The following is a 15,535-nucleotide window of genomic DNA, read 5'->3' as shown; positions in this document are numbered from 1 at the left end:
ATTGGGCAAGAGGAAATCTGATGCATCCTGAGATAATAGTTATCGGTGCTGGCACTGTCGGTGCTGCGATCGCTTATGGCCTTGCGCGAAGACAATGCCGGGTGCTCGTGCTCGACGGTGACGATCATGATCATCGTGCGGCGCGGGCTAATTTCGGCCTTGTTTGGCTCCAGGGCAAAGGCCAGAACATGCCGGCCTACCAGCAGCTGTCGCGTCGTAGTGTCGACATGTGGTCCGACTTTGCGGCGGAACTCACTGATCTCTCCAAGCTGGATCTTCACTACGAGCAGAATGGCGGCCTGGCATTCTGCCTCGGAGAGGATGCGTTCGAGAAGCGCCGCTCGGACCTTCAGCGGTTGCACAATCAGCTCGGCGGAGCGGAGGCGGATTGGCGGATGCTCGATCGCGCCGAACTGACCAGGCTGCTTCCGAAGGTTCGGTTGGGGCCGGACGTGTCCGGGGCAAGCTTCGGTCAGCGGGACGGGCACGCCAATCCGCTTCAGCTCCTTGCCGCTCTTCATGCTGGAATTCTGCGCCTTGGCGGAGACCTGCGCCGTAACGTTGCAGTGCGGAAGATCGTGCCCTGCGAGGCGGGCTTTACGGTGGCATTTGGAGACGAAACCGTCAGTGCGCCACGTGTGCTCATTGCTGCGGGCCTCGGGTCCCAGGCGCTCGCGCGGCAAGTGGGTCTTGATATCCCGCTGCGGCCGCAGCGAGGGCAGATCCTGGTGACCGAGCGCGTCGAACCATTCCTGCCTTTGCCGACCAGCGGCTTGCGTCAAACGCGGGAAGGCACCGTGATGATCGGTGCAACCCATGAGGAGACCGGTTTTGATAGCTCCGCGACCGCTGTCGCGGCCGCAGATCTCAGCCGGCGGACGCTTCGCATCGTGCCGGGGCTTGCTGAGGCGAAATTGGTCCGGCAGTGGGCTGGCTTGCGCATCATGACCCCTGACGGGTGTCCCGTTTACGCGCAGTCGCAGACCCACCCGGGAGCCTTCGTCGCCTTGTGCCATTCAGGCGTCACGCTTGCGGCTTTGCATTCCACTGTCCTGGCCGACGCCATCTTAGCCGGGCAGCTGCCGGATACGCTCGATATCTTTCACCAGAGTCGCTTTGATGTTCCGAAAGCTGCATGAGCCCGTTGAGACCGTGACGATCTATGTCGAAGGCAGGCCTGTCGCGGCTGAGCCGGGCGAGAGCGTGGCAGCTGTCCTGCTCCGGCAGGCTGTTGCCTGGTCGCGTCCCACGCCGGTGAAGGGCAGCAAGCGGGCTCCTTATTGTATGATCGGCGTCTGTTTCGACTGTCTCGCCCAGGTGGATGGAATCGGCTCGGTTCAGACCTGCATGACTCCGGTGGAGGAGGGCATGAGGGTTGAGCGCCAGCAGCGTAAGCGGTGCTTGCCGTCATGAGCAAAACCGATCTCCTGATCGTAGGGGCCGGCCCTGCAGGCATGACAGCGGCGATCACGGCCCGCCGCTATGGAATTGACGTTCTGGTGGTGGACGATCAAGCTTTGCCTGGCGGGCAGATCTGGCGCGCGGTTGAGACTCAAGCCGCGACGCCAAGGGGAGCCATCCTTGGAAGGGCCTATCAGGAAGGAAAAGCGACGGCCGATGCATTCCGCGCCAGCGGAGCGCGGTACGAGCCTCGTACACAGCTTTGGCAGGTCGAACCTGGTTTCCGCGCCTTCGTGACCCATGATGGCAAGGCCAGGACGATCGAAGCGCGCGCCATCATTCTCGCAACCGGCGCCCAGGAGAGGCCCACTCCCTTTCCCGGCTGGACACTCCCGGGGGTTCTCACGGTGGGGGCCGCTCAAGTCCTCCTGAAAACTGCCGGGCAGATCCCCTCGAAGCCCGTCTGGGTCGCTGGTTGTGGCCCGTTGCCGCTTCTCTACCTCGTTCAGTTGCTCAACGCCGGAGGTCAGATCGCCGGCTATCTCGACACCACACCGGCCGGACGTCACTGGGCGTCGCTCGGGCATCTGCCGAAGGCTCTGCGCGCCAGCGGCGCGCTCCTCAAAGGGCTTGCGTGGAAGACCGTCCTGCGACACAGGCGCGTGCCGATCGTCCATCACGTCATCGACCTGGAAGCGCACGGGTCGGAACGGCTCGAAGCCATCAGCTATCGAACGGCCGGTGGACAACAGACGACCGTGTCCGCGGACAATCTGCTTGTGCATGAAGGTGTCGTGCCGAACATCCATGCAGCGTTGGGGCTGGGCTGCGCGGTCGAATGGCGTGACGAGCAGGATTGCTACGTTCCGGTTCTCGACCCATGGGGTGAAACGTCAAGAGCCGGCATCTTCGTTGCCGGAGATGGCGCGGGCATTGCCGGTGCAAAGGCGGCGCAATGCCGTGGCGCGCTTGCAGCACAGAGGCTGGCCGTCAAGCTCGGCTATGCGGACGAGCCGACCGTGGTCAAGGAAGCCGCTCGCGTTCGAAAGAGCCTGGCTCGCGAACTTGCATTGCGGCCCTTCCTCGACGCGCTGTTCAGGCCACACAGCAGGATCTTTAGTCCCTCCGATCAGACGGTGATATGCCGCTGCGAGGAGGTCACGGCAGGAGAGATCCGTGCGATGGCCCGGATCGGCGGGGCCGGCCCAAACCAGATCAAGGCTTTCACGCGAGCGGGGATGGGGCCCTGCCAGGGACGGCAATGCGGTTACACCGTCACCCGCATCCTTGCGGACATCCAGAATTGTCCCGCAAGGGAGATTGGCTTCTACCACGTCAGGCCTCCGCTCAAGCCAGTGACGCTTGGAGAGCTGGCAACGCTCGATCAAGAGGAGGAGGTGTTGTGAGCCGCATCCCCTGTCCGGAGAGAGAAGGCCCGCTCGGATATGCCGGCTTTTGTTTGCAAGTGAATGGGGCGCTCGAATGATCAGCTTTGCCTTCAAGCGGCTGCTGCTGGCGATCCCCACCTTGCTCGTGATGTTGACCGCCATCTTCGTGCTGGTGCGTCTCGTTCCGGGCGATGCGGCATCCGTCATCCTTGGTGACCAAGCCACCGAAGCCTCGCTTCGGGCCATGCGAGCCCGGCTCGGGCTCGACCAGCCGATCCAGGTTCAATATCTTCACTTTCTTGCAGAGGTGCTCACCGGGAATCTCGGCCAATCGCTGAGCAGCGGCCGGACCGTCGTTCAGGAGGTCCTGCTGGTGTTGCCCTCCACCATCCAACTCACCTTGGCTGCCATCACGATTGGAATCGTCCTGGGCCTGCCGCTCGGAATTCTCGCGGCGCTCGGCCGCAACAGCTGGATCGACTACGTATCGCGGCTGGTCTCGTTGGTGGGACTCTCATTCCCGGCGTTCGTGTCGGGCATTCTCTTGCTCATCGTCTTCGCCATCCAGCTGGGATGGTTTCCGGTTCTGACGTCGGATAGCACTGATCCGCTCGAACGGTTACGAAGCCTTGCCTTGCCTGCGCTGAATCTTGGCTTGATCCTGATGGCCTATGTGGTGCGTGTGACGCGGTCATCAATGCTGGGAGTTCTGGGCGAGGACTACATCCGCACGGCTCGCGCAAAGGGGGTTACGCCCACGCGCCTCATCATGCGGCACGCTCTGCGCAATGGCCTCATTCCGGTAGTCACCGTCGTCGGTCTCTACTTCGGGACCTTGATCGGCAATTCGGTGCTCACGGAAATCATCTTCAACCGGCCGGGCCTCGGCAAGCTGATCTTCGGGGCCCTCAATGCACGAGACTATACGCTGCTCGAGGGACTGATGATCATCTTTGCCATCTGCGTGATCGTCGTGAATACGCTGACGGATATTACCTATGGGCTCATCGATCCGCGGGTGAAGTACAAATGACGATTGAGGTTGCATCGGTTGCAGTGGCGCAGCCCAGTCGATTGTGGCTGACCTTCTCCAAGAATCCTCTGTTTTGGCTCGGTGCGCTGCTCCTTGCGATCATCATCGCGGTGGCTGTGCTCGCGCCGCTGATCGCACCGCATGACCCGCTGGAGCAGAATATCGTTGCCAGGCTCGAGCCGCCATCGGCGGAGTTCCCGTTCGGGACAGACAATTACGGCCGAGATGTTCTGTCCCGTTTGATCTATGGAGCCCGCATCTCTCTCATGGTCGGCTTCGTCGCCATCCTGATTGCGATGACGATCGGCTGCACGATCGGGATCGTTGCGGGCTATGTCGGGGGAGTCGTCGATCAGCTCGTGATGGGGGTGCTCGATGTGATGCTCTCGTTTCCAGCTCTCCTGCTCGGTCTCATGATCGCGGCGATGCTCGGCGCCAGTCTGCAGAATCTCATCATTGCGATCGCCATTACGGAGATCGCGCCGTTTGCGCGAGTTGCCCGTGCGCCAACCATTGCCTTGAAGCAGCAGGACTTCGTGATTGCCGGTCGCGCGCTCGGGTTCGGACCCGTCCGGATCATGGGAGTTCATATTCTTCCCAATCTCATCTCGGATGTCGTGGTGATGAGCTCGTTGTGGATGGCATCCGCGATCCGCACGGAAGCATCGCTGAGCTTCATCGGGCTGGGGGTTCCACCGCCGACGCCGACCTGGGGCAGCATGATCCGCGAAGGGTTCGACAACATCCTTGACGCCTGGTGGCTGGCGGTTTTTCCGAGCCTTGCGATCTTGTTGATCGTGCTCGCCCTCAATCTCCTGGGAGACGCGTTGCGAGATGCAATCGATCCAAAGCTGCGGGGAGAATAGCGGTCATGACCTCGTTTCCTAGGCCAGCTCTCGACCTGCGCAACCTGCGGACCGAATTCCGCATCCGAGATCGCTGGTACCCGGCAGTCCGGAATGTTTCCGTCTCACTGATGCCGAACGAAACGCTCGCCGTCGTGGGCGAGTCGGGCAGTGGCAAGAGCGTCACGGCCCTGTCGATCCTCCGGCTGCTTCCGCAGGCCGGTGCTCGCATCCAAGGCGGCGAGGTGCTGTTCGAGGGGCAGGATCTGGTAACCTTGTCTGAGCGCGATATGAGCTCCATCCGTGGTAATTCGATTGCGATGATCTTCCAGGAGCCGATGACGAGTCTCAATCCGACCATGACGGTGGGCGACCAGATTGCGGAGGCGATCCTGATTCACCGTGGCGGGGCGCGCATGCAGGCCAAGGCTGAGGCGCTTCGGCTGTTGGAAGAAGTCAAGATTCCGTCGCCGAAGAGCCGCTTGGATGAATATCCGCATCAATTCTCGGGAGGGATGCGCCAACGCGTCATGATCGCCATGGCACTTGCCTGCCATCCGAAGGTTCTTTTGGCCGACGAGCCGACGACGGCGCTCGATGTGACCATCCAGGCGCAGGTGCTGACACAGCTCGAAGAGCTCAAACAGGCCTACGGAATGTCGATGCTGTTCATCACGCATAATCTTGGCGTGGTGGCACAGATCGCCGACCGTGTTGCGGTGATGTATGCAGGAGAGATCGTCGAGCTTGCGACCGTCGATGCGCTGTTCGCAAAGCCCATGCATCCTTACACGGCGGCGCTGCTGCGTGCCATGCCGCGAGCTGACCGGGCCACCGAAAATCTGGAGCCGATCCCCGGCAGCGTTCCTGCCCTGTCTGCCGTTCCAGCAGGCTGCGCCTATGCGCCGCGTTGCCCGTTCAAAGACCGCAGTTGCATTGAGCTGCACCCAGAGCTCGTATCATCAGGTGATCCCGGACATCTGGTGCGCTGTCCCGTCAGGCCGGTCGGAGGAATGCACTGATGACGACGTCTCTGGCAAACGGTGACTTTGTCGTGCGCAATCTGTCGAAGACCTTCGCGAGGCACGGAGGTTCAGGCGCCCGAAGCGTCCGGGCGGTTGATGATGTATCGTTCCGGGTGCCAAAGGGGACGTCCCTTGGCCTCGTCGGTGAGTCCGGGTGTGGCAAGTCGACGGTCGCGCGTGCCATCCTTCGTCTCATCGAACCGGATAGCGGGTCAATAGCATTCGATGGCATCGATGTTCGGGCAGCCAAGGGGGCCGCGTTGCGTGCGCTGCGTCGCCGGATGCAGATCGTGTTTCAGGATCCCTATTCCTCGTTGAACCCACGCCGAACGATTCGCCAGACTCTGGAAGAGCCTCTTCGCGTCCATCTCCGCATCTCTTCCAAAGAAATCCGCGAGAAGGCTGAAGCCGCCATGGCCGAGGTCGGATTGCCGCGAGAAGCAATGGAACGTTATCCGCACGAGTTCTCAGGCGGCCAGCGGCAACGGATTGGCATTGCGCGGGCCCTGGTGCTGGATCCTGAACTGGTCGTCGCCGACGAGGCGGTTTCTGCTCTCGACGTTTCGGTCCAGGCGCAAATTCTTCGGCTGCTTGAAGGGCTCCGCGAGCGCCGCGGCCTGTCGTTCTTGTTCGTCTCGCATGATCTCGGGGTGGTCCGCCATTTCTGCGACCGCGTCTGCGTCATGTATCTTGGTCGCATCGTTGAAGAGGGACCGACGGTGGACGTTTTCGACCGTCCCTTGCATCCTTACACGAGGCTTCTGCGGGACAGTTATCCGGTCCCGGATCCAAGGGCACGCCGGCCTCTGGTCCAGATCGTGGGTGAAGTTCCCTCCGCAGCCAATCCGCCGCCGGGCTGCGGCTTCCATCCGCGTTGCGCGCGAGCAGAGGGTCTATGTTCCGTCGAACGGCCGCAGCTGGAAACGGTGGCCGATGACCGCTCCCGGGCGTGCTACTACCCGGAGGCAACCGACATCGCGTGGGGAGGCCTGCGCATCGGAGCTCGATGACGGGACGTCTCGCCTAACGAATGCAGCGGCGAGCTGGCGTATCGTGATGCATCAGCCATTTAGCGTGAGATGAGTCGAACTGGAGTAGGACCTCCCTCTCTCGAAGGCGAGCTTGCGGTCCGCTCCAGGGATGGACGGACCGCGGAGTCTTCTCGATCTGACTGGTGCGCCCCTGGCGCGTTGTTGATCAGCCTGGGGCGTGGCATGTAGGTGGCAGGTCCGTCCGGGGCGAAGTCGAGTGAATAGCCCAATCCTCGCACCGTCCGGATATAGTTCGGCTCGCCACCTTCACAGAGCGCCTTGCGAATACGGCTGATGTGAACATCGATTGAACGCACGGCGTTTTCTTGGGTCTGTGCCCGTATGTTGGACAGGATCTGCTCCCGAGAAAATACCCGTCGCGGGGCTTCGAGGAGATACTGCAATATTCGATATTCGACGGGGCAGAGGCGAATACAACGCGCTCCTCTGGAGACGCGATGGGCGTCCGACTCCATGACGATGTCGGCAAACCGGAGCATTTTCGGCTTGGAGCAGGCTGGTTCGCGCAGCAGAGCATGCAGCCGGTCGATGAAGATGTCCGGAAGAAACGGCTTCAATATATAGCTCGTCCGATCCGTCTGGACGCATGTCGCCTCCAGGTGGGGCGATACGCTTGCCATGATCAGAGTCGGGACATTCCGCATTGCAGGGTCCCGGTGCAACAGCTCGAGCGCGTTGGCTACTCGATCTCCGCACGCGGCGTCGTCCAGGGCGATCAAAGCGGGCCGCACCGCGGTGATGGAGACGATCGCATCTCGCAGGGTGTCGGCCAGCACGCAGTCGAAGCCGTTGCTTTCGATAATGTATTTGAGGAGGCTCGTGAATCCCCTGTCGCCGACCAGCAGAATGCGTGGTTTCGCTGGCATCGACATCAACTGACTTGCGTCGCCGGCCACGGGCGCAGGATCGGGCATGCGATCGCATCTCGCCGCGGGTTGATCGCTCCCCGGCTCCGGGGTCCAATCGGTCGTGGCTGCAAAGCCTTTGTCCTGATTTTGAGCTGAGTTTGCGACACCGCGGAAATCGCCTGCCGGATGAGCGCCATCAGCGAGGACTGCCCTGTGCATCATTCCATCTCCCATTACGTCTGCGTAGCGTCAGATGCAGTAGAGCAGCTTCCTACCGACGCGACAGCTACCAAGCCGGATAGGGGGCAGGCCGTGTACGGCTACCGCCGGCCGGGCTTGGCGCAGAAAGGGATCGGTGAATCGGTGACGCAATTCGGCAAATGACGGCGGTCGCGACAAGACGGGGAGCTGCGCTCGGACCTCGGACCTCTACCAGGGTTGGTAGTGGCAGCGCGGGATCAGTCGCCCTATCTTCATGGCTCAGGCTCTCCGTGCCGCAGCCGGTTGCTGGTCGTCGGAGTGGCGCGTCCAGTCGAAGGATCCATGGCATGATGTTCGGAGGGGCGCAGATGGTCAGCCGCATCGGATTTATGCAGGGCGACCTCATGGAACCGGCTGACAAGAGAGGGCGAGGCTTTCTCACGGACTGTTGGCGCGAGGAATTCACGGTTGCTCAAAAAGCAGGGTTCGAGCTGGTCGAGTGGAGGATCGGTGAAGAACCGATCCTGATGAATCCTGTGATGTCGACGACCGGACGAGATCAGATGCGGCAGGTCAGCCGCGAGTGCGAGATCTGCATCCCCTCGCTGTCGGCCGACTTCATGATGCAAGTCCCCTTCTATAAGGCTGAAGGCCGCGAGCATCGGGCGCGGCTCGATCTGCTCGGCGCTGTGATCGAGGCGTGTGCCGAGACCGACATCAAGCTTCTCGTGATGCCGTCCCCGAACGGCGGGCAACAGCTTTCCTCCGAGGAGGCAGCGGCACTTCGATCGGGACTGGATCGGCTGATGCCGCTGCTGGAGGCTTGCGGCGTCATCCTCTCCGTGCAGTCTGATGCCGACCCGCGCTTCCTGGGATCGCTGCTCGAGCCATATCCCGCAGACCGGCTCGGCATCACATACACAATTGGATGCCGACCCTCGATCAGTTCCCAGGCGCATGAGGCCCTTGCCGCATGCGGCAACCGGATCGTGAACGTCCACCTCAAGGACTGGAATTTGCATACCGATCGGGCATCGCCATCTCGTCAGCGAACCGACTTGGCCAACGCGCTCATTCAGCTGAAACTCGCTGGTTATCAGGGCGACTTCATTCTTCAATCGGCCGCCGGTCATTGTCGGGCAGCATTGCTCGCCCAGTATGGTGCCATGGCTGCGACTTGGTGGAGCCTCGGCGGCCCAGATCATTTCAGTCTTGCGCCTGGGATGGTCGACGCACGCGAGAGTCTGCAGCAGCCGGCGCATACGCGGTGATCTTCTAGTTCGTCGCTATGTCGAGACGGATGTCCCGAAAATTGTAACTTTGAATTTCTCTGCAGACGTCCAGCGCGCACAAGGGCCCGCATGGGACGAAGCATGATCCTCGCCATGGCCCTCGGACGCCGAGAAGGCGCCTCAGCGCAGATGCGCCTGTCATCGTCGAGATAAAAGCAATCTGTTGGCTGGCTGCCAAAGTGGAGTTGCGCATTTTTCGCTTCTCGCGACGTAATTATTAGTATTTGTGGCGCGTACGTTAGCGAGATGCTTCTAGATGTTTACCGGATTATTATGTTGACCAAGTCGCGTCGCTCCAAGAATACTGCAATCTACGTTAGGTTGTGTCATGGAGCAGCGACATGCAGACGTCGGTTTCGATCATTGGTGCCGGGAATTGCGGGTGTGCGTTCGCGGCTGATCTCGCCAGCCGAGGAGCGAACGTATTGTTGTACGCGCATCCTGAGCATCGCCGGCACGCGGAGACGATCGAACGCAATGGCTATCTGGAAGCTGGCCTCAAGATCGAAGGCCGCTTCCATCCCGTTGTCAGCTCGGACATGGCTGACGTCGTCCGGTTCTCCAGGTTCATCATCATCACGGTCCCGTCCTATGGCCATGAGGCGATCCTGAGCGAACTCGCGAAGTTCGATCTCAGCAAGCATGTCGTGATTTCGATCACGGGCAATTTCTTTGCTCTCATGGCTCGCAGACAAATCAATGCGCGGTACATCCTTGAGACCGCCACGGCGCCCTATGCCTCGAGAATGCAGGATGGAAAGGTGCTGGTGATCGGGATCAAGAGCATCATGCCGATCGCGGCCATGCCCGTCGACGTCACTGACTCCTTACGTGACGAGATCGGGGCCTTCTTCCCGATGCCGCTGGAGTGGCGCAGCAATGTTCTCGAGATCGGAATGTCTTGCATTACAGGAGTGATCCATCCGACGCCGGCGCTGATGAATGCCGGATGGATCGAGACCCGAAAGGGCGACTTCTATTTCTATCGGGAAGGGATGTCGGCCTCGGTTGCCCGGGTCATCGACGAAATCGATCGGGAGAGAATGGCGATTGCCCGGGCATTTGGCTTCGAACCGCAACCCGTCGTGGCGATCATGAACAGCTACTATGACAGACATTTCGCGAGCTTCGGCGAGTTCGCCAGAGAGACGGTCGAGCACAACACCACGAAAATGGCACCTCAGCACCTGCGCGACAGGTTTATCGTGCAGGACGTTCCCTATGTTCTGGTCCCCTGGTTCGAGCTCGGCGTCAAGGTCGGGCTCCATTCCACCGCGATCAAGTCGATCATCGATCTCGCCTGCATCGTCAACGAGACGAACTATCTGGAAGAGGGCCGAAATCTGCGCCGGCTGGGACTGGACGCCGCCTCCAAGGACCAGGTGATCGAGACCTTCAGCGCTCCGCTTGCGCCGCCCTGGCGCGATGAGCTTCGCCGTATCGCGTAGATCTTGGCAGGTTTTCCGGGGCGAGGCTTGTATGACGATCATCAGCAGCCGGCAGAACGTACCAAACCATCCGGTGTCATCTCACATGCCGGCGATCGGCTACAAGGTGCTGTCCGCCGCGGTGCTCGCCGTCATGTTCGCCTTGATCAAGAAGTTGGGCGGCGAGTACCCTGTCGGACAGATCGTTTTCGTTCGCAGTCTCTTCGCCCTGCTGCCGGTCCTCTGGCTTGTCCGGCGTCTCGGGGGCTATCGCCTGCTTCGCACCAAGCGGCCGGGCGCTCATCTGCGACGCTCCGTCGCTGGCCTCAGCTCTCTGTTTCTCAGCTTCACAGCGGTCGGGATGCTGCCGCTGGCGACCGCGACGGCGCTCGGCTACGCAGCGCCATTGTTCATTACGCTGTTCGCCATTCCTCTGCTCGGCGAAAGCATTCGGCTCCATCGTCTTATGGCCGTCGTTTTCGGATTTGGCGGCGTATTGCTGATGGCCCATCCCGATGGCCGGGGCCTCTCCTCGGGAGTGTTGTTCGCGCTGGCCGGTGCCGTGGCAACAGCGCTTGCATTGATCTCGATTCGCAAGATGCGGGATACCGAGACGAGCATGGCCATTGTGTTCTACTTTTCGCTGTCGGGCACTGTGGTGGGAGCCGCAACGCTGCCGTTCTCTGCAGTCTGGCCGAGCATGACTGATCTGCCGATCCTCGTCGCAATTGGTGTTCTGGGCGGTGCGGCCCAGATTCTGCTCACCAAGGCCTACCAGATGGCGCCGGCGAGCGTCGTTGCACCCTTCGAATACGCGACCTTCGTCTTTGCTTTTCTGCTTGGTCTGCTGATCTGGCGCGAGATGCCTGCCCCGATCGAGCTGGCAGGCATTGCGGTCGTGATCGCCTCGAACCTCTCCATTGCGATGTACGAGCAGCTGGCTGGACTGTCCTCGAAGCTTCGGCTGCCCGGCAAGTGGCACCACACCGCGACCGTCCCTGCCAAAACCGACTGACCGGACTCGGCGCGGCATTCCGCCGAGCCCATAACTCAGACGAATAGGCGCTCACGAATTCCGACTTTGACTTCGTGCCGCCATTCGCGAGGAAGATACGTAAGCTTCGTGTCACGTCGATAGAGTTCAATCAGCCAATCACGAGTCGGTCGGTCGCGCTACCACGTCGTCCGACCCGGCACACGTGATGAAGATCCTGGAGGCCGCATGACCTATACCTCTGCCGAGCTGCTGGCCGAATGGGTCAGCGCGAGCAAAGTTCCAGAAGAAGCCCGGATCAGTGCGGCGAAATGCGTGTTCGATCTGATGACGGCCGCGATCGCCGGTTATGAGACGCCAAATGCGGTGGCCGTGCGTCAGATCGCGAGCGCGACCTGGGGCCATGGACCGGCTGCGATGTGGTTTTCCGGAGAGCGGTCCACCGCTGCAGGGGCCACTTTTGTCAATGCGGCCGCTGCGTGCTCGCTCGACCTGGATGATGGCCACCGCGCTGCGTCGGGGCATCCGGGCGCAGCGATCATTCCCGGGGTCTTGTCACTGCTCGGCAGTCCATCCTTGGATGGGCAGCGGGCGCTTGCCGCCATTGCCATTGGATATGAGATCGGCATTCGTATTTCTGGTTCCCGGGATCTGCGAAGCGTTCCGACGGTGAACAGCGGCCTCTGGAGCGGTCAAGCCGTTGCCGCGGCGGTGGGGTGGCTGAGAGGGCTCTCGCGGGAGCAGATCGCGCATGCGATCTCAATCGCCGGCACGACGGCACCGAGCCAGTCGGCGACCCCATACACGCGCTTCAGAGGCAACAGTGTCAAGGAGGGGATCCCATGGGGAGCTGCCAATGGCATCCTGGCGGTCGATCTGGCGAAGCAGGGCTTCACTGGACCGATCGACATTCTGGACAGTTCGGAACGTTACGATCGCGGCCGGCTGCTCGACGGGATCGGGACGAGCTGGCTCATCAACAGCACCTATTTCAAGCCTTATAGTTGCTGCCGTTGGCTTCACGCGCCGATTGATGCTCTGCTCACATTGATGAAAGATCATGGCATTCACCCGGAAGCCATCATCAACATCGATGTGGAGACCTTTGGAAGGTCTTTGACCCTGAGCAACGAGGTGGCGCCGGCGACGTTGGAGGGAGCGCAGTACAGCCTTCCCTTCTGTCTTGGTGTGGCGGCGACCAGCGGCGCACCGGCGTTGCTCCCGGTGACCAACGAGTTGCTGACGGATCAAGCAGCCATCGAGATCGCCGGGCGTGTACGAATGACCGTCAATCCCGAGTTTGACCGGATGTTTCCGGCTGCAGTTCCCGGAAGGGTTCGAATCATCACGGCCTCAGCCACCTTCGAGCAAACCGTGTTGGCGCCAAAGGGAGAGCCGACGAACCCGATGAGCTGGGACGACGTCGGTTCAAAATTCCAGGCCATTGCTGCGGGTCGCATCGATCCCCGCCTCACGGCTGGAATTCGAACTGCGATTGGCGCGTTGCGCGGGGGGGATGTTGCCCCCTTACAATCGATGCTGGAGGCCAAGCTGTTCGCCGGTCGGAATGACGCGTTGCCCATCGAGCGGCTTAAGATGGTCCAATAGACGCGAGAGATAGCGTCAACGCCGCCATTTGCGCTCGAGCGGCCCGGATGGAGCACTGCACGTCGTCACTCGCGACGGCAGAGGTGTGCTCGAGCAAACGATGCGGCGTCTTTCGTTGTGCCGGGTCAGCTTGGCTGCACCGCCTTTGGCCATCGACCGCGCGAATCCGCAGATTGAGGGGAGCGCGTTGAGGCAGACGTTTTGCCTAGGCCCAGCTGAGATTGCCTCGCCGAGAGTAAGCGATCGTCAAGGGAGCGTGAGCGCCATTGCAGAGTTCGCGTGAGCCTTGGGGATCAGCCTTGGGGATCAATAGGTTGGATGTGATCTCGCGGTGGGCAGCTCAATCGCTTGCTGCGATCCCGTGTAGCACGTCGACCTGAGCAGGGCCTGGCAGACCGGACAAAGCGGTGCGGGTGGTATCAGGACTCAAAACCGCGCGATTTGAGTGAAACCGATCAGCCCCGGAATACTCAAAATCTACTTTGTTGTGCTCGATCCCTGTCAAGTGCGTAGATTGATAGGCCCCGCGCCAGACTCCTCGTTGCTAGCCTCCGCAAGTGTTGGTGAGAGAGCTGCAATGCAGGGACAAACGTGTAATGTCTGAGTTCAACTGGCGGTCGCCGGAGTCTTACAAGAAGCTCGAAACAGCCGATGCGGCCGATTTTGCCTGGGAGTGTCTACGTCGTAATCCAGACTACCGGCGAGATTACAGCGACCTGCTTGAGCAGGATAAAGACGGCCCAAGCGATCCTGAATTCCGCAAGCGTTGGGGGCTTTCTTTTCGCAGCTGACCCCACACGCCGGTTTGATGCTCAGGCCATATTCTGGGCACCGGAAGTGCTGCCGAGTGTGCTTCGCCTTGCTCCGATCTCGCAAGGCTCGGTTCCGCCATTCTCTCAGCTCGACCTGCGCGGATCACCCGAGACCGAGCTGCGACGGGCGTCCGATGGCTGGCACGCGGTGCTGCAGCTGGGTGGCGCGACGCACCGGCTGCTGCTCTCCCGTCTTCCAGCAAGGGGAGCGGCCCTGGCCGTCGAACTGCCGCTCGACCGTGATTTCGACTTGCAGACACGAGCGGCCTATCGGCTTTGGACGGCGCTGAGACGAGGTCCGATCAGGCTGCCAGCTCAGACCGGGCCGATTCAGCAGCGCCAGCGCCTCGTTCTGGCGCTACGCGCCTTCGACGGCCGTGTCGAAGGCCAAAATTACCGCGCGATCGCGGCGGTGCTGTTCGGATCCACGCGAGTCGAAGATCGGGGCTGGAAGACGCACGATCTGCGCAGCCGAACCATCCGGCTGGTTCAAGCAGGTCAGGCTCTGACGCGAGGCGGCTATCGAAATCTGCTGCGTAGCCAGCGGCGATCGGCATGATCGGTCTGCGCGGTTCTGCGGCCACCGCTGGAAGTGGACCACCGGTGGAAGAAGAGGCGCTAGGCTACTCGCGTATAACGAGCAATGATGGAAAAGGCGCGCTAGGGCAATTGGCCGCACTGCGGGAGGCGATCGAGCTTTCGCAAGCCCGTGAGTCTGCCGCCCGCGTAGGACCACCAATTTCGGTAGCTGGCCAAGAGCACGCCTGCGTGGCATGAGTAGGTCAGGCTGGCCGAACGCCACCGATTTGGTCTCGAAAGATCGCTTGGAAAGTGTCGGCGTCGAAGACGACCCGTTCCTGCTTTGCAGGCGAACTCTCAACGTGATCAGCGTGAGTGGTCACGTGCTCCAGGCAATCTAGGACCTATTGATTACGGCCTGTAGCAGATATTGTATTGATGTTAATACGACTGGGCGATATCGTCTCGCATCGAGAAGGAGAGGCGATGGCGTCCGTTGGGTGCACGTCGATCCCTTGCAACCGACCGGCTGTCGGCGACCTTCCACCGACCGTTTTAGGCCTGGAGTTCGGTGATGTCTCTTGATGAAACCCTGCGAATTTTGGCAGCCGTCGAGCCGAATGGTCCGATGCTCGATCAGCAAACCATCGAGAAAGATCCCGATGCCGTGCTTGTGGCCCTCGGCCGCAGCTTTGAAGCCCTCTCCGCAGAACTCGCAGCGCTCCAGCAGCAAGATGCGCAATCAGCTGCAGCGTCCTGCGATGCGAAGTCCCAGATGGCGGCCGTGGTCGAGCCAAGCATCGAGCGCATCGAAGCGGTCTTGAACTCGCTCGACCCGATTGAGCGCGCCATCATGGCGACCCCGGCGCGAACAGTGGTCGGTCTGGGGGTGAAGGCACGGCATGCTGCACATGTGCTGTCGAATTATTGGACCGATGTTCCCGAGCGGCTGGACTGGGATGCCCGGACGGTGCGGCATCTCATCGAATCCGCGTGTTCCGTAGCCGGCGTCGAGCTGAGCTGAGGTCCTTGCTGCGGGCTGCCTTGGTCCTGGAGCGGTCCGATGATCTGGCGGACAGGCGCGTGCGGG

The 15,535-nt window shown here is 61.2% G+C and carries 15 protein-coding genes; 14 read left to right on the top strand and 1 reads right to left on the bottom strand.

Annotation, left to right across the window (positions count from 1 at the left end; all coding sequences use genetic code 11):
- The first annotated feature begins 20 nt into the window (after positions 1-20).
- The 7 genes from BRAD285_RS29270 to BRAD285_RS29240 all read left to right on the top strand — a co-directional run bounded on the left by BRAD285_RS29270 (position 21) and on the right by BRAD285_RS29240 (position 6,702).
- Positions 21-1,139, top strand: a complete 1,119-nt coding sequence (locus tag BRAD285_RS29270) for an FAD-binding oxidoreductase (protein ID WP_006610034.1) — start codon at positions 21-23, stop codon at positions 1,137-1,139.
- The gene (locus BRAD285_RS29265) at positions 1,120-1,413 is read left to right on the top strand and encodes a (2Fe-2S)-binding protein (RefSeq protein ID WP_006610035.1); all 294 of its coding nucleotides are present in this window, start codon (positions 1,120-1,122) and stop codon (positions 1,411-1,413) included. The genes BRAD285_RS29270 and BRAD285_RS29265 overlap by 20 nt, the downstream gene beginning before the upstream one ends.
- A complete protein-coding gene (locus BRAD285_RS29260; protein ID WP_244422069.1) occupies positions 1,410-2,807 on the top strand; it encodes an NAD(P)/FAD-dependent oxidoreductase in 1,398 nt (465 codons plus the stop codon). The genes BRAD285_RS29265 and BRAD285_RS29260 overlap by 4 nt, the downstream gene beginning before the upstream one ends.
- Positions 2,808-2,883: 76 nt before the next feature.
- Positions 2,884-3,822 carry an ABC transporter permease gene (locus BRAD285_RS29255; RefSeq protein ID WP_006610037.1) on the top strand — a complete coding sequence of 313 codons (939 nt, stop codon included), beginning with the start codon at positions 2,884-2,886 and terminating at the stop codon, positions 3,820-3,822.
- Positions 3,819-4,688: an ABC transporter permease gene (locus BRAD285_RS29250; protein ID WP_006610038.1), complete on the top strand. Its 870-nt coding sequence runs from the start codon at positions 3,819-3,821 to the stop codon at positions 4,686-4,688. Before BRAD285_RS29255 ends, BRAD285_RS29250 begins: the two co-directional genes overlap by 4 nt.
- Before the next feature lie 5 nt (positions 4,689-4,693).
- Positions 4,694-5,689, top strand: a complete 996-nt coding sequence (locus tag BRAD285_RS29245) for an ABC transporter ATP-binding protein (RefSeq protein ID WP_006610039.1) — start codon at positions 4,694-4,696, stop codon at positions 5,687-5,689.
- Entirely contained in the window at positions 5,689-6,702 is a 1,014-nt protein-coding gene (locus BRAD285_RS29240; protein WP_006610040.1) for an ABC transporter ATP-binding protein, read from the top strand. Before BRAD285_RS29245 ends, BRAD285_RS29240 begins: the two co-directional genes overlap by 1 nt.
- A 59-nt stretch (positions 6,703-6,761) precedes the next feature.
- Here BRAD285_RS29240 and BRAD285_RS29235 read toward each other — a convergent pair whose 3' ends face one another.
- A complete protein-coding gene (locus BRAD285_RS29235; RefSeq protein WP_244563568.1) occupies positions 6,762-7,658 on the bottom strand; it encodes a response regulator transcription factor in 897 nt (298 codons plus the stop codon).
- A 482-nt stretch (positions 7,659-8,140) separates the two neighbouring features.
- Between BRAD285_RS29235 and BRAD285_RS29230 the strand changes: the two genes are divergently transcribed.
- The 7 genes from BRAD285_RS29230 (at position 8,141) to BRAD285_RS29205 (ending at position 15,469) form a co-directional block, all read left to right on the top strand.
- Positions 8,141-9,064: a sugar phosphate isomerase/epimerase gene (locus tag BRAD285_RS29230; protein WP_139020561.1), complete on the top strand. Its 924-nt coding sequence runs from the start codon at positions 8,141-8,143 to the stop codon at positions 9,062-9,064.
- A gap of 362 nt (positions 9,065-9,426) precedes the next feature.
- The gene (locus BRAD285_RS29225) at positions 9,427-10,533 is read left to right on the top strand and encodes an NAD/NADP-dependent octopine/nopaline dehydrogenase family protein (RefSeq protein WP_139020562.1); all 1,107 of its coding nucleotides are present in this window, start codon (positions 9,427-9,429) and stop codon (positions 10,531-10,533) included.
- Between the two features lie 31 nt (positions 10,534-10,564).
- Positions 10,565-11,527, top strand: a complete 963-nt coding sequence (locus BRAD285_RS29220) for a DMT family transporter (protein WP_035644851.1) — start codon at positions 10,565-10,567, stop codon at positions 11,525-11,527.
- 207 nt (positions 11,528-11,734) lie between these two features.
- The gene (locus BRAD285_RS29215) at positions 11,735-13,114 is read left to right on the top strand and encodes an MmgE/PrpD family protein (RefSeq protein WP_006610046.1); all 1,380 of its coding nucleotides are present in this window, start codon (positions 11,735-11,737) and stop codon (positions 13,112-13,114) included.
- Positions 13,115-13,710: 596 nt separating this feature from the next.
- Complete coding sequence (locus tag BRAD285_RS36420; RefSeq protein ID WP_244422070.1) at positions 13,711-13,905, top strand: transcriptional regulator domain-containing protein; 195 nt, start codon at positions 13,711-13,713, stop codon at positions 13,903-13,905.
- Positions 13,906-13,963: 58 nt separating this feature from the next.
- Positions 13,964-14,485 (top strand): DUF2285 domain-containing protein, encoded by a 522-nt coding sequence (locus BRAD285_RS29210; RefSeq protein ID WP_244563567.1) that lies wholly within the window; start codon positions 13,964-13,966, stop codon positions 14,483-14,485.
- Between the two features lie 534 nt (positions 14,486-15,019).
- Positions 15,020-15,469, top strand: coding sequence for a hypothetical protein (locus BRAD285_RS29205; protein ID WP_035644853.1), 450 nt, complete (start codon positions 15,020-15,022; stop codon positions 15,467-15,469).
- Positions 15,470-15,535 lie beyond the last annotated feature (66 nt).

The sequence above is a fragment of the Bradyrhizobium sp. ORS 285 genome, assembly GCF_900176205.1.
Lineage (GTDB): Bacteria > Pseudomonadota > Alphaproteobacteria > Rhizobiales > Xanthobacteraceae > Bradyrhizobium.
This window is presented reverse-complemented; position numbering and strand designations above follow the sequence as displayed.